Origin of the sequence: Acrocarpospora corrugata (assembly GCF_009687845.1) — a bacterium.
Classification (GTDB): domain Bacteria; phylum Actinomycetota; class Actinomycetes; order Streptosporangiales; family Streptosporangiaceae; genus Acrocarpospora; species Acrocarpospora corrugata.
Genome location: NZ_BLAD01000065.1, coordinates 1 through 13,606 on the forward strand (window position 1 = coordinate 1; position 13,606 = coordinate 13,606).

At 69.7% G+C, this 13,606-nt stretch carries 12 protein-coding genes and 1 pseudogene; 5 read left to right on the plus strand and 8 right to left on the minus strand.

Features of this window, described 5'->3' with window-relative positions:
- Positions 1 to 195: pseudogene (locus tag Acor_RS25615) on the plus strand (hypothetical protein); the annotation flags it as partial.
- A gap of 166 nt (positions 196 to 361) precedes the next feature.
- Here the strand turns inward: Acor_RS25615 and Acor_RS25620 are convergent.
- A complete protein-coding gene (locus Acor_RS25620) occupies positions 362 to 1,009 on the minus strand; it encodes a DNA alkylation repair protein (RefSeq protein WP_155339298.1) in 648 nt (215 codons plus the stop codon).
- Positions 1,010 to 1,247: 238 nt separating this feature from the next.
- On the opposite strand from Acor_RS25620, the gene Acor_RS46380 reads away from it, so the two are divergent.
- A complete protein-coding gene (locus tag Acor_RS46380) occupies positions 1,248 to 1,595 on the plus strand; it encodes an ArsR/SmtB family transcription factor (RefSeq protein ID WP_155339299.1) in 348 nt (115 codons plus the stop codon).
- Entirely contained in the window at positions 1,592 to 2,008 is a 417-nt protein-coding gene (locus tag Acor_RS46385) for an SRPBCC family protein (RefSeq protein ID WP_218034480.1), read from the plus strand. The genes Acor_RS46380 and Acor_RS46385 overlap by 4 nt, the downstream gene beginning before the upstream one ends.
- Here the strand turns inward: Acor_RS46385 and Acor_RS42355 are convergent.
- From Acor_RS42355 to Acor_RS25640, 3 genes are all read right to left on the minus strand, one after another.
- The gene (locus tag Acor_RS42355) at positions 1,914 to 2,255 is read right to left on the minus strand and encodes a hypothetical protein (RefSeq protein ID WP_170317076.1); all 342 of its coding nucleotides are present in this window, start codon (positions 2,253 to 2,255) and stop codon (positions 1,914 to 1,916) included. The two genes, Acor_RS46385 and Acor_RS42355, sit on opposite strands and share 95 nt — an antisense overlap.
- Before the next feature lie 176 nt (positions 2,256 to 2,431).
- Positions 2,432 to 3,151: an RNA polymerase sigma factor gene (locus Acor_RS25635; protein ID WP_155339300.1), complete on the minus strand. Its 720-nt coding sequence runs from the start codon at positions 3,149 to 3,151 to the stop codon at positions 2,432 to 2,434.
- 61 nt (positions 3,152 to 3,212) lie between these two features.
- A complete protein-coding gene (locus tag Acor_RS25640; protein WP_170317077.1) occupies positions 3,213 to 7,298 on the minus strand; it encodes an nSTAND1 domain-containing NTPase in 4,086 nt (1,361 codons plus the stop codon).
- Positions 7,299 to 7,534: 236 nt separating this feature from the next.
- On the opposite strand from Acor_RS25640, the gene Acor_RS25645 reads away from it, so the two are divergent.
- A complete protein-coding gene (locus tag Acor_RS25645; protein WP_170317078.1) occupies positions 7,535 to 8,089 on the plus strand; it encodes a fascin domain-containing protein in 555 nt (184 codons plus the stop codon).
- Positions 8,090 to 8,119: 30 nt separating this feature from the next.
- Positions 8,120 to 8,593: a peptidoglycan-binding domain-containing protein gene (locus tag Acor_RS43430; protein WP_218034481.1), complete on the plus strand. Its 474-nt coding sequence runs from the start codon at positions 8,120 to 8,122 to the stop codon at positions 8,591 to 8,593.
- Positions 8,594 to 9,101: 508 nt separating this feature from the next.
- On the opposite strand, the gene Acor_RS25655 is transcribed toward Acor_RS43430, so the two are convergent.
- The 4 genes from Acor_RS25655 to Acor_RS25670 are packed head-to-tail and all read right to left on the minus strand — an operon-like array spanning position 9,102 to position 13,435.
- Complete coding sequence (locus Acor_RS25655) at positions 9,102 to 10,547, minus strand: DUF2079 domain-containing protein (RefSeq protein ID WP_246239107.1); 1,446 nt, start codon at positions 10,545 to 10,547, stop codon at positions 9,102 to 9,104.
- Positions 10,544 to 11,290: a decaprenylphospho-beta-D-erythro-pentofuranosid-2-ulose 2-reductase gene (locus Acor_RS25660; protein WP_155339303.1), complete on the minus strand. Its 747-nt coding sequence runs from the start codon at positions 11,288 to 11,290 to the stop codon at positions 10,544 to 10,546. Before Acor_RS25660 ends, Acor_RS25655 begins: the two co-directional genes overlap by 4 nt.
- Positions 11,287 to 12,573 carry an FAD-binding oxidoreductase gene (locus Acor_RS25665; RefSeq protein ID WP_155339304.1) on the minus strand — a complete coding sequence of 429 codons (1,287 nt, stop codon included), beginning with the start codon at positions 12,571 to 12,573 and terminating at the stop codon, positions 11,287 to 11,289. The genes Acor_RS25660 and Acor_RS25665 overlap by 4 nt, the downstream gene beginning before the upstream one ends.
- On the minus strand, positions 12,566 to 13,435 hold the full coding sequence (locus tag Acor_RS25670) for a decaprenyl-phosphate phosphoribosyltransferase (protein ID WP_218034482.1): 870 nt from the start codon (positions 13,433 to 13,435) through the stop codon (positions 12,566 to 12,568). Before Acor_RS25670 ends, Acor_RS25665 begins: the two co-directional genes overlap by 8 nt.
- Positions 13,436 to 13,606: the final 171 nt, after the last annotated feature.

Consider the following 13,606-nt stretch of genomic DNA (forward strand, 5'->3'; position numbering starts at 1 on the left):
CTGGTCAAGGACCGAATGGATCTCACCGGCGCCCGCTGGGGCTTGGACGGCGCAGAGGCCATCCTGCTGCTCCGCGCCCTGATCGGCTGCAGGGACTTCGACGAGTACTACGCCTTCCACCTGCAGCAAGAACACGATCGCGTCCATCAGAGCCGCTACCAGCGCCACCAAAACGATCTACGGCTGGCAGCGTGAACATGCTCACTCAAGAGGAACTGCACCCATCGCCGAAGCCGCCCTGGGGCCGTGCACACCTCCGAGGCCCACTTCGCCCGGACCATCGTGGCCCAGAAGCAGCGCCGACTCAGCAGTCGTCGATGAAACGGCCGACCGACCGGACAATCGTTCACTGCAGAAGATTTCAGTGGGTGCGGGCGAGGCCGAGATAATGCTGGCGCAGCGGGGGGTCGAGGTGCTCGATCGCGGCGCGCAGCGTGACCCGGGGAGCGGTCGCGGCGTGGCGGTCGAGAAACGCGATCAGCCGCGACCGGTCAACCTTGCCGGCCTCGCGCAGCAGTCCGCCGACCGCCTTGTTCACGTAATCCTCGTCGTCATTGATGAGAAGGTCCGCGATGGCGAACGTGTCGTCCGCCTGTCCCTTGCGGACGAAGTGCAGCGTCGCGAAGATGGCCAGCCGCCGCTCCCACCAGTCGCCCGAGCGAGCGAGCTTGTAGAGGACGTCGCGCGACTTGTCGAACAGGTAGCCACCGACGACGTGGTGGCCGCTCAGGTCGACCAGGTCCCAGGTGTTGATGTAGTCGGTACGCCGCAGGTAGAGCTCGAACAGCTCGGTCCTGCGGGCCTCGGTGGTCGCCCGGTGGGTGAACTGCTTCCCCATGATGCTGAGCGCGCCGACCCGCTGATGATGCTCGGGGCTGCGCAGGAGGCGGTCGATCCCGTCGATCGGCAGGTCGGTGAACTCGCGGGCCAGCGCGAAGATGTCGCCCATCCGCACCGGTGTCGCCAGCGCGCCCAGCCGGGCCACGAACGCCTCGGCGGTGAGCTCCATCGCCGTACCATAACAGAGCCACTCGGCCTGACCCGACCGAGTGAGCCGGTCCGGTGTCGGCGATCGTGGCGCTGCTGCGGGTTGACGAAGGTGCCTTGCGAGGGCCTTGAAGACATCGCCCATGCGGAGACAACAGGCAAGCAGCTACTTGCCTGGCAATACGAGGATGTACGCTCCCGTAGGCGCACATTCGCAAACGATGGTTTGCACAAACACCTATTTGCATTAGGGTGCACCCATGTCTCCTCCGCCCGTGGCCTTCGGGCCAGACCTCGATTCAGCCTTCGCCGCTCTTGGCGACCCCGTCCGTCGCGCCTTGGTGAGTCGTCTCGCGCGGGGTGACGCCACGGTGGGAGAACTCGCCGAACCGTTCGACCTGACCCCACAGGCGATCTCTCACCACATTGGTGTCCTGCGGCGATGCGGCCTGGTCGAGCAGCGGCGCGAGGGCACCAGGCGCCCCTGCCAGCTGAAGGTCGATCAGCTTTCGCTGCTCGGCACGTGGATCGCCGACCAGCGCCGCGTCTGGGCCGACCGGCTCGACGCCCTTGAGCAGCACATCACCGACGACCGAGCGGTCCGTTGACCGCCGGCGCAGAGCTCCGCGACGACGAACTGATCGCTGAGCGCCACCTCGCGGCGGAACCCGAACGCGTCTGGGCCGCCTTCACCTCGCCGGCAAACATCGCGGCGTTCTGGGGCGGTTCACACGCCACCGTGCCGCCTGAGTCCGTGATCGTCGACCTGCGTCCCGGTGGAGAGTTCGCGCTCGACACCCACGCGAACTCGATGCACTTCCAGCCCGGAGGGTTGAGAGGACGCCGATATTTTGTGACCTTGTCCACGATGTACGCAGTTACTCGGTGCCTGCGGCCACCGGCTCATTCATGGTCGACTGACCGGGCTACTCGGGAATCTCGCCTGGCTTGTCCACGACGCCCGCCGCGACTACGGCACTGGCGAAAAAGCTCCCCGCAGGGGTGCCGATTCGGCCGTTGAAGACGTAGTCCCGCAAATAGTCCACTCTCCTACCAAGGAACTCGTAAGTCGTGGCGTCGAACACAAGATAGGACCTGGACGTCACCTGGCCGTCCGCGTCACGCCGAAGGCCGGCGTCCGAAGCGCCCCCCTCGTGGGCGACGCCAATGCCTGCCCTGCCCGCCGCATCACGTACGCCAGAGTCCACCCGTACACCCGGGATCTCGGCGAGGGCCCGGAAGATCGCCCCCCGCAGCCTGGGCGGCACAGGAACCTCCTGATATAGGTAAACGACAGCACCCGGAAGGCCCGCGCATCCGGATGCTCCTCTCGGCCCGCCTCTTCCTCCGACTTGTTCGCCCAGAACCGATCGTCCTTGACGTGCGCCAGCAGCCGGTCCGGTCGGTGGGCAGTTCGGCCAGCTTGGCCGTGAACTCGCGCGGGTCAGGTCGTCGTCGTCCGGGTCCGGCACGTACTCGTGCTGCTCCATCGCCCCCTGCCCACGGCGCATAGCCTGGTGTGTACCGTCATAGCGGGTCCAGTACTCCTCGACGAGGGCCGTCGCATCGCTTGGTTGCTTGACCATGACTCCTCCTCTTGTATGGCGGACGGGTCGGCTCCACCCAGGGCCGCACGGGTCTTCCGCCGGGCTCGGTGCAGGCGGGAACGCACCGTGCCGACGGGGATGCCGAGCGCCTGCGCCACCTCCGCGTAACAGAAGTCGGCCCAGGCGATCATCAGCAGTACCTCGCGGTCCTCGGGCGACAGCACCGCGAGCGCCTCCGCCAGTTCCCGATGCACCGCCGAGGCCGACACCCGGGCCTCCACCCGGTCGGCGTAGCTTCCCGCCACCTCGTCCGTCCCCGTTCTGGCCAGCGCCAGGTACGCCCTGACCTCGGCACGGCGGTGTTTGCCGATGAGGTTGGCGGCGATGCCGTACAGCCACGGGGGGGCATCGCGGTGGGCGGTGTCGTAGTGCCTGAGCCGACGGAAAGCCGCCAGGAACGTCTCGGCCACGACGTCGTCAGCCGGCGAGTCGCCCAGTCGGCGAGTCACGTACCGGTGGAGCGCGGGGGCGTGCCGGTCGAACAGCACGGAGAAGGCGGCGGGATCACGCCGGGCACGATCGATCACCTCCGCGTCATCCGGGGTATGGATGATCAAGCTTGAGCTCCGTCCCTTAGGGCTGGTCACCCCCTTTCACCCGATACCAGGGATTGAGTTCTCAGCAGACTTCCGTGGCCGAATAGCGGCGGATCTCCTCGGCGGTGAGCCGTCTGGGCGTGCTCGCGCAGATGCGGTCGACGGCGGTCGCCGCGTCGAGTCGCCAGGTCAGCACCCGGTTCTCGTTCGCGCCCGAGAGCAGCGTGTCCGGGGAGGCGAAGGCCAGCGCCTGGACCCGGGTGTCGTGGCCGGTCAACGTGACGATCTCCCGGGTGGAACGGGCGTCCCACACGATGATCGTCTTGCTTTCGCCGCCGGCCGCGACGGTGCGGTCGTCAGGGCTGAAGGCCACGCTGAGAACCGGCGCGGTGTGGCCGGTGAAGGTCGCGCGGTGGGCGCCCGTGGCCGCGTCCCACAGCCGCACGGTGGTGCCGCCCGCGGTCGCGATCGTCCTGCCGTCCGAACTGACCGCGATGTCGGTGAGGCCGCCCTGCCCGGTTCGCAGCAGCCGCTCGTCCTCGCCGGTGCGCATGTCGTGGCGGATGACCACGTCGTCGGCGCTGGCGGAGTACAGGAAGCGGCCGTCCGGGCTGAAATCCAGCGAGGTGGCGAGCTGGATCTCGCCGCCGAACACGCCAGCGGTCGGCTTGCCCGGTTTCCCCAGGTCCATCCGGAACCGGCCGAGGGCCGCGGTCACCACATCGTTCGGCGAACCTGGCCGGATGGCGACGTCCGTGGAGGAACCCAGCGCGTCGTAGCGGATCAGCGCGTCCCGGCCACCGTCGGCCAGATCCCACACGGTGACCTCGTGGTCGCGGGTCACCGCCGCGAGCGACCGCCCGTCGGGGCTGAAGGCGACCGCCTCAACCGAGTCCGCGTGCCCGTCGAACAGGCGGATCAGCCTGCCGCCGATGTCCCAGAGCCGGACTGACCCATCGCCGCTCGCGGTGGCGACGGTACGCCTGTCGGGCGAGACGTCCAGATCGTTGACCCGCCCAGTATGCCCAGCGAAGGCGTCACCCAGATCCCGTACGACGATCGGCCCGTTCAGCCCCGACGAGGCCAGGGTACGGCCGTCAGGGCTGAGCGCCACGACGAGCGCCTCAGCGCGGCGGCGATCCTGGTAGGTCTCCAACGGCATGCCCCGCTCGGTGTCCCAGATCGTGATCAGCCCGTTCTCGTCCGCGACCGCGAGCCGACCGGCGGCCAGCGTGGACATCGACCAGGCCCAAGGCTCCTGGTACGGCAACGCCTTGGCCCTGCGCACCCGATCTCCCGACACCGACCAGAGCTCGACGTCGTGGCGCCTGACGACCACCAGCAAGCGGCCGGTGTCGTCGAAGGCGGCGGCGCCGACCTGGTCGTCGTCGATCGCCAACCGGCGGGACTTGGTGCCGAGGTCCCAGGAGACGACGCCGGTGCCCCGGATGGCGGCGAACAGGTGCGCGCCGTCCGGGCTGAAGGCCACCGCGGCGACCCGCCCGCCGCCGTGCCGGAAGGTCAGGTCCGGACCGCCGCGAAGGTCGACCAGCCGGACCGTGCCTTCGCTGTCGCCGACCGCGACCTTGGTGCCGTCCGAGGACAGCGCCATGGTCCGCGCCCGCTGGCCGACCTCGCGCTGGACCCGTACGGCGCCGCCCGGCATGTCCCGGACGATCAGGGTGCTGGTGGCGCTCATGCCCACCGCAAGCGTTGCCAGCGTCCGGCCGCCGGCGTCGAACGCGGCCTGCAGCACGGTGGGCGGCAGGTTCGAGGGCTCCAGTTGCCGGTGCTCGCCGTACTGGGCCAGCAGTTTGCCGGTGTCCGCCTGCCACAGCGACACGAAGCCCTGGTCGTCGCCGGTGACGAGGAGGTCTCCGGCCGGGCTGAACCGCATCGCGAAGACCTGCCGTGCGTCGGGTTTGAGCACCTGGTGCCATCGCGCGGAGGCGGCCGTGCTGACCAGCGCGCTGAAGGTCTGCGGGTCGGGGCTCTTCTGATAGGCGGCGACCGCCAGCAGGCCGGCCAGGTCGGGGTCGGTGCCGACCATGGACTGGGCGGTCAGCGCGAGCTGCCGGGCCTGCGCGACCGACCTGGCCAGTTCCGCCGCCCGGCTCTGGTCCAGCGCGATGACGGTTACGCTCGCCGCCAGGAGCACCAGGACGGTCAGCGCGGCGAGCATCCGCCGCAGTTGCCGGATCCGGTGGCGCTCGACGGTCCGCTCGGCGCGCTGCCGGGCCTCGCCGGCCAGCAGGAACTGCCGCTCCAGCCGGTTGAGCTCGTTGGGGTGCTCGTTCGCCCAGCTCAGCGTGGTCTGCAGCGGCGCGTCCCGGTAGAGCGCGCCGGCGTCGCGCTGCAGGGCCAGCCAGTGCTGCGCGGCCTGGGTGAGCCGGTGGTGCACGACCAGGTCGGCGCGGTCGGCGGTCAGCCAGCCGTGCAGCCGGGGCCAGGACCGGATCAGCACCTCGTGCGCCACCTCGACGGTCCGCGTGTCCAGGACGACCAGCCGCGCGGCGGCCAGCCGGTCCAGCACCCGCTCGACCACGCCGGTGTCGCCGATACCGTCCAGTTCGGCGCGGGCGACCGGTCGCCGTGAGTCCTCCCCGCCGTCGCCGAGCGCGGTCAGCCGCAGGAAGATCCGCCGGACGGTACGCCGTTCCGGCTCGGTGAGGCCGTGGTAGAGCTGCTCGGCCGACTGGGCGATCGCCCCGCGTACCCCGCCGATGGCCCGGTAGCCGGCCAGCGTCAGCTCCCCGTCGGCGCTGCGCCGCCAGGTCTCGCGCAGCGCGTGCGACAGCAGCGGCAGGGCGCCCGGTTCCGAGCCGGTGTCGGTCAGCGCGGCGGCCAGCAACCCGGGTTCCACGACGAGCCCCACCGCCGCCGCCGGTCGGGTCACCATTTCCGTGAGTTCGTAGCTGGACGGCGGGCCGAGCAGCAGCGTGCCCTCGCCGGCGATCGCCTCGACCAGCTCGCTGTATCGGCTGACCCGGCCGAGCATGTCGGCGCGGATTCCGAGCACCACGACGGCCTCGGGTTCGCGGCTCGCCTCGATCAGGGCCTCGACGAATTCCCGCCGTTCGGCCTCGTCCGAGCAGAGCGTGAAAACCTCCTCGAACTGGTCGACGACGGTCACACCCGGCTGGCCCGTGATCTTGGCGAGGGACTGGAGCGGATGCGCGGTCGGCGTGATCAGCGCCCCCGCCGGCACGGCCGAGCCGAGCAGCCCCGCGCGGAGCAGCGACGATTTCCCCGACCCTGACGCGCCCACCACCGCGATCATCGACCGCTGCGCGGTCAGCTCGGCCAGGCGATTGAGCACCGTGTCCCGCCCGAAGAACAGCGCGGCGTCCTCCTGCTGAAAAGCGGCCAGCCCCTGGTACGGGCTCCCGGCCCGCACCACCCGCCCTGCCACATTCGCGCTCGGACGCACAAGCAAGCTCGGTTCGGCCCGCAGCATGGACTCGTGCAACTGCCGCAGGTCCAGTCCTGGCTCGATGCCCAGCTGGTCGACGAAGCTGGCCATGACCTCGCGGTACATCTCCAGCGCCTCGGCCTGCCTGCCGCTGCGGTACAGCGCGAGCATGCACTGCCCGACGAGTTTCTCGCGGAACGGGTGGGTACGCACCAGACCGGTCAGTTCACCGGCGAGTTCCGCCGCCCGCCCCAGCCGCAGCTCCGCGTCAGCCCAGTGCTCGTACGCGCTGAGGCGCAGCCGCGCCAGGTGCTCGGATTCCTCCGCCAGCGGCAAGCAGTCCCCGAACTCCTCGTACGCCGAGCCGCGCCACAGATCGAGGGACTGCCGCAGGGTGCGTCCGGCGCCGGGGATGTCGTCCGCCGCCAGCGCGTCCCGGCCTTCCGCGAGGAGACTTCGGAACCGTACGACATCGAGCTTGTCCTCGGGCCGGACCCGGTAGCCGGTGCCGGACCGGTGGATCAGCTCGGGGCCCAGTGCCCGGCGCAGGCGGTGCACGTACAGATAGAGGTTCTGCCGGGCCGAGGCCGGCGCGCGGTCGCCCCAGACCGCCTCGACCAGCCAGTCGGCCGACACTTCCTGGCCCGCCTGCGACAGCAGCAGCGCCAGCACCAGTTTGACCTTGGGCGCGTTGCCTAATGCGACAACCTGCCCTTCCCTAAGCACCTGTAGCGACCCGAGCACCTGAAAATCCAACGCTCTCCCCAACCCCCGCCGCCGGATATGGAGGTGTGCTGACCGAATTCCAATGCCCTCGTCCGCACAAATTCGCGGCCTTTGACTCACGGACACAATTCGGGAACAGGCCAAGTATGCCCGAAACACAGCTGGGCCGAATAGCCGGAAACGGGAGCTGAGCAGCGGATATAGGCCGCATATAGCCCAGCTCGGGTACCTCTTGCCGCATGGCGAAACCCAACAAGGGAGATGTAATGAGTCTCGGCAAGAAGACGCTGGCGGGCATCGCGCTGGCCGTAGCAGCGGTCGCGACGGTGGGAGTGGCGAGCACGCCGGCGCACGCGGCGTTCTGCAAGGGCACCTACACGATCCAGGCGGCGAACGGCTACTACGTGCAGACGGATGAGGATCACCCCTCCTATCCGGGCATGATCCGGGCGATCTCCACCGGTGTCGGCAACTGGGAGAAGTTCCGCATTTACGAGCACGGCACATCCGGCGCCTGGAGCACGTCGATCCAGGCACTCAACGGTAAGTACGTGACGGTCGGGACGGTCGGCGGCAACTCGGGCGTGCTCCGCGCCTCCGCCACCAGCAACTCCTCGGTCAACACCATGTTCTCCTGGCCGAGCGGCAGACCGGGCCCGCGCAGCGACGACTCCTGGGAGTGGTTCCGGTCCAACTCGGCCAGCCGCTACGTCGCCAACGAGGAGGGCTTCACCGGCGACAACTGGGACATGCTCCGCGCCCGCTCCACCTCGGTCGGAACCTGGGAGAACTTCCACTTCCGCCGCATCGGCGGCTGCTGACCCGCCCACCCCAGCGAAAGGAACCATTCCTTGAGGCGTTACCTCAGCACCGCCCTCGTTCTGGCCGCCGTGGCCGGTGGCCTCACCGCACTGGCCACCCCCGCGGCGGCCGCCTACCCCACCTGCACGCGCTACGGCGTGGTCGTGACCACCGACAACAGGTACGTGTACTACGAGTTCGCGCCCGACGGCGGCACCCAGTGCGAACTGAAGCCCGGCAACAGCAACGGCATGGTCGGCCGCTTCCAGCGGACCCTCAACCAGTGCTACGGGCCTTCTGGCCTGGTACGCCCGCTCTTCCCGGCCCTGACGGTCAACAACTCCTACGATGCGGCAACCACTGGCGCGGTCCGGGCGGTCCAGCGCCACCTCGGCATCAGCGTCGACGGCTGGGCCGGCCCCGACACCCGCAGCCGGATGGCCCACCACACCGGAGAAATCCCACCGAGCTGCGGTTTCCCCATCCGCCCCATCCAGATCGGTTGGGTGGCCGGCACCGGCTGATCCCACGCCCCTGAAGGCCGGTTGCTCCCGGAACCGGCCTTCAGGGCTTTCCGCACCCCCCTCAGTTGAGGGGGCTCCCCCGCCGAGGAACCCACAGTCGTGGGATGCCGGTTCTGGTCAAATGCGTCGCATGGCCTCCCCATCAAAAAGGCTGACTGGTCGGCCGACCACACGAGGGTGTACCTGCGGATCGAGAACTCGGAGGAGCGCAAACAGCTTCTCGGCGAACTCAGCTGGTCCTGCGAGAACACGCGCACCGCGGATATTCCCTTCAACATCCTCAGGGAAGAAATCCTGCAGCCGGGCGAAACCAAGGTCGTGATCATGGAATGCCCGCCGGGGTACCTCGCCACGATAGTGAACTGGAACCCGCAGGATGAGGGCATCGTGGGCGGCATCGGACGGGCCCCCACCAGGATCATGGGACAGTTCCGCAGCGAGAACACCATGCCCAGGTGGTCACGATCAGCCTGCTGTGCAACTCGATCCCGATGCCCTGACACCGGAATCACGGGCGGTGCAGGACGACGTAGCCCTCCTGGTCGAAGAGGACCTGGTAGCCGTCGCGTTTGAGTTCTTCCACCCGTTCGCGCTGGCGGTCGGGTGATCCCCAGGGGTAGGAGATCCGGGCCACGTCGGCGATGATCCATGGCGCGACAGCGGGGCGGTCCTCCCACAGCAGGACGGTGTCGCGGCCGGACAGGTGCGGGCCGACGTGGTTGATCGCTTCCACCACGACCCCGTCGGGTATGACGCGCACGGCCGCCTCCGCCGCCGCCACGTCGGGCTGTGACTGGTAGAACTCGGGCCGGATGAGCTGGTCGAACGGGAACCTCGGCACCAGCGACAGCGCGACGGCGCAGGCCCCGGCCGCCCAGGCGAGGCCGAGCCCGTCGCGCCCGGTCCACCGGATGAGCCGCGCCGCGCCGTCCACCCCGGCGCAGATCACCACGGCCACGATGAACGCGCTGTGGTGGAATTCGGTGTTCCACCAGATCGGCCGGTCCGACAGCATGCGTTCCAGGTACGGCGGCGCCGCCAGCAGGATGATCGGCGAGAACAGGCAGCTCAGCAACGCGGGCCAGAGCAGGAACACCAGTGTGTCGATCTTCGCCATGGGGCTGACGAGGAGGTCCAGCGTGCCGAGCGGGTCCGTGATCACCTTCCCGGCCACCGCCGGAATGTCGGCGCCGAGATGGTCGTACGCCCAGTACATGTGGGAATCTCCGCCGAGGGCGGGGATGAACACGCCGAGCGCGAGCAACGTGTAGGCGAGCCCGAATCCGGCGTACATGAGTCCGTCGAAGCGCCGGCCCTTGATCAGGGCGAACACGCCGAAACCCAGGACCATGAGGCCCATGTCCTCTTTGACCAGCGCCAGCCCGAGGACGGCCAGCGCGACGTGCCCGTGCCGTCCCGCGTGGAACCGCTCGATCATCAGCGAGATCAGCACCGGCGCGAACGCCACCTCGTGGAAGTCGAAGTTCACCGCTCGCGCGACCGGCCACGACAGTGCGTACGCGATGGCCACCAGGTAGGCGGGAGTCGAGCCGAGCACGCGCCGGGTGTACCGCCAGATCGGCACGATCGCCAGCGCGAACAGCGCGGCCTGCGCGACGATCAGCGTCTCGGGGCCGTCGTGCACCCAGTAGAGCGGGGCGAGCAGCGCCAGGATCGGCGAGAAGTGCTCGCTGAGCTGGTTGAAGTCCATCCCCTGGCCGAGATTCATGCCGCGGAGCGGACTGGTCGGCGCGCCGAACCCGGCCATGCCCCGGACCGCCTGATCGAAAAGCGTGAGATCGAGGCTCGTCGTCCGGAACAGGGTGTGCCGTACCAGCCCGAGCAGGGTGTAGATCCCCATGGCCGCGATCGTGATCGCCGTGACGGCCACGACGTCCCGATCGCCTCCGGTCAGCCGGGGAAGGGCTGTCCGTGCGGCCCGGATGGCGATCAACCGGGGAGCCTGCGGAAGATCGCTCGCGGCAGTCGCCGGAGCACCGCCATGACCAGGCGCAGTACGCCTGGAACCCAGATCGTTCCCGCCTGGGACCGCAATCCGGCGTGGATCGCGACGGCGACCGCGTCGGGGGTGGAGGCGAAGGGTGCGGGGGGCAGGCCCTTCGTCATCTTGGTGTGTACGAATCCGGGGCGCACCACCAGGACCTGGACCCCGGAGCCGTGCAGCACGTCGGAAAGTCCTTGGGCGAACGAGTCCAGGCCGGCCTTTGCCGAGGCGTACACGAAATTGGCGCGGCGGGGGCGTTCCGCGGCGACGGAGGAGAGCACGACGAGCGTGCCGTGGCCCTGTTCGCGGAGCGCGTTGGCGCAGGCCAGCGTGGCCGACATGGCCCCGACGTAGGTGACGGAGGCGATCTCGGCGGCTTTCACCGGGTCGAGGGCGTTCGTGCCGAGCACCCCGCATGCCACGAGCACGACGTCGATGTCGCCTTCGGCGAACACCTCGCCGAACGTCTTCTCGTGATCGCCCACCGCCGTCGCCTCGAAGGCCACGGTCTCCACGGCCGCGCCCAGGCCGCGCAGTCCGTCGGCCGCCCTGGTCAGCGCCTCCGACGGGCGGGCGGCGAGCACCACCCGGCGGGCCCGCCGCCGGACCAGCAGCCGGGCCGTGGCCAGCGCGATGTCGGACGTGCCGCCGACGATCAGCAGCGACTGCGGATCGCGGAAAGCGTTGTTCACAGGCGCAGCCTCCTGGCCAGGTCGGACTGGAACACCCCGGCGGGATCCAGTTGGGCGCGTATCTCGCGGAACCGTGCCAGACCCGGATACATCACGGGCAGCGACTCGGGTGCGAGCCGGGCGTCCTTGGCCAGGTAGACCCGCCCGCCGGCGTCGATCACGGCCTGGTCGCAGGCGTCCAGCAGTTCGGGCAGCCCGGGCGCGGTGGCCGGGAAGTCGAGGGCGAGCGTCCAGCCCTCGATCGGGAACGACAGCAGCCCCTCCCCCGCGGGTCCCAGCCGTTTGAGCACCGCCAGGAACGACGGCACACCGGATCGGCCGATCCGGCGGACCACATTTTTCAGACCTTCGCCGTACGGCACTGCGAACTGGTACTGCACGAATCCGGGTGGCCCGTAGATCCGATTCCAGTCGCGAATTCGGTCCAAGGGATGGAAGTAGGCGCCGAGTGGCATTGAGCGCACGCTCGTTCGGGGGGCTTTGCAGTACCAGAGGTGGTTGAAAAGGGTGGCCGTGTGGCGGTTCAGCAATCCGCCGGGGATATGCGGCGGGACGCTGAGTAGTGGTCCTTTGAGTGCCGCCGTGGCGGCGGGGCCCTCGGTGTGGGTGGCCTCGTCGACGATGCCGCGGCCGCGTTCGGACAGGCAGTCGAGCCAGGCCACCGCGTATCGGGCCGTGCTGCCGGACAGGCGGGTCAGGACGTCGTCCAGGTCGCGGCAGCGGCGGGTCTCGACCCGGAGCAGCGGCGAGGGGATCGGAATCGGGCGCAGGACCGCGCGGGTCACCACGCCGGTCAGGCCCATGCCGCCGGTGGTGGCGTGGAAGGCCTGGTCGCCCGGCCGTACCGTGCGGACCGAGCCGTCGGCGGTGAGCAGGTCGAACTCCTCGACGTGCGCCGCGAACGAGCCGTCGGCCGGATGGTTCTTGCCGTGCACGTCGGCTGCCACCGCGCCGCCGACCGTGACATGCCGGGTGCCGGGGACGACCGGGAGGAACCGCCCGCGCGGCACCAGCGCGCGGATCAGCTCGCCCAGACTGGCGCCTCCCTCGGCGACGATCCGCTCACCGGTCAGTTCGAACTTCCGCAACCGGGTCAGATCGACCACGACCCCGCCGCCGTTCTGCGCCGGATCGCCGTAACTGCGGCCGAGCCCGCGCGCGATCACACCCCGCCCGCCCGCCGCCTGTACGGCTGCCGCGAGCTCGGCCACCGAACCCGGCCGGAGCACCCGAGCCCGCGAAGGGGAGGTGCGCCCCCAGCCGGCGAGCAGCGCGTCAGACATTCGGGGCCAGGAACAGCGCCACCCACGCACCGCTGACCGCCAGCAGCCAGCGATCCCCGAACACGACGCTCTCCGGCGCGCCCGCCTCGGCCCGGTCGATGTGCCAGGCATACCGCAGGAAAGCCAGGCCGAACGGGATGATCGTGAGACTGTGCGCGGGGAACGCCCACAGGCAGTAGACGGTCATCGCGACAGTTCCCGCCGCCTGCCAGACGAAGCGGAGGTAACTCATCGAATACTGGTCGAGCGGCGGCCGGGGGGTCAGCCCGTCCGCGTGCAGCCGGGCCAGCTCGGAGAAGCGCTTGCCGGCCACCGCGAACAGCGCCGCCGCGCCGATCACGATCAGGAACCAGCGGGTCAGCGGGACCGCGGCCATCGCTCCGCCGTACGCGGCCCTGAGCAGGAAACCGGACGACACCACCGCCATGTCGACGATGAGCACATGCTTCAGCCACCGGCAGTAACACGCGTTGACCAGCAGATATCCGGCCAGTACCACGGCGCCCGCCGGCTGCCAGGCCAGGCTGAGCGCCAGCGCGGTCACCGCGAGCGCCGCCGCGGCTGCCAGCGCCGCGCGCTCCGGCACGATTCCGGCGGCGACCGGGCGCAGGCGTTTGTCCGGGTGGGCTCGGTCCTCGCTCGCGTCGAGCACGTCGTTGAGGAAGTACACAGCGGAGGCGGCGCAGCTGAACGCGACGAAGGCCACCCCTGTGGCGGCCAGAGTGGCGCCGTCGGCCCGTGCGGCGGCCAGCGGCGCGGCGGCTACCAGCACATTCTTCACCCACTGGCGGGGCCTCGCGGTGCGGACCAGACCGCCGACCCTGGTGGGCAGAGCCACGAGGGCGGTGCTGGTGATGCTCACGGGCGGTTCCCCCTGCGGTCGCTGGCCTCCAGCCGCTGGGACAATATCCAGTGGTCCGCTACCAAAGGGGGAACGACGGGTGAAGGGTGGGCCGACCTACTGTGACCATCGGAGGAGGGAATGTCCGGCGGGTGAGCGCATCGTGAAGAACGTGTGCGAGGTTACGCTCTG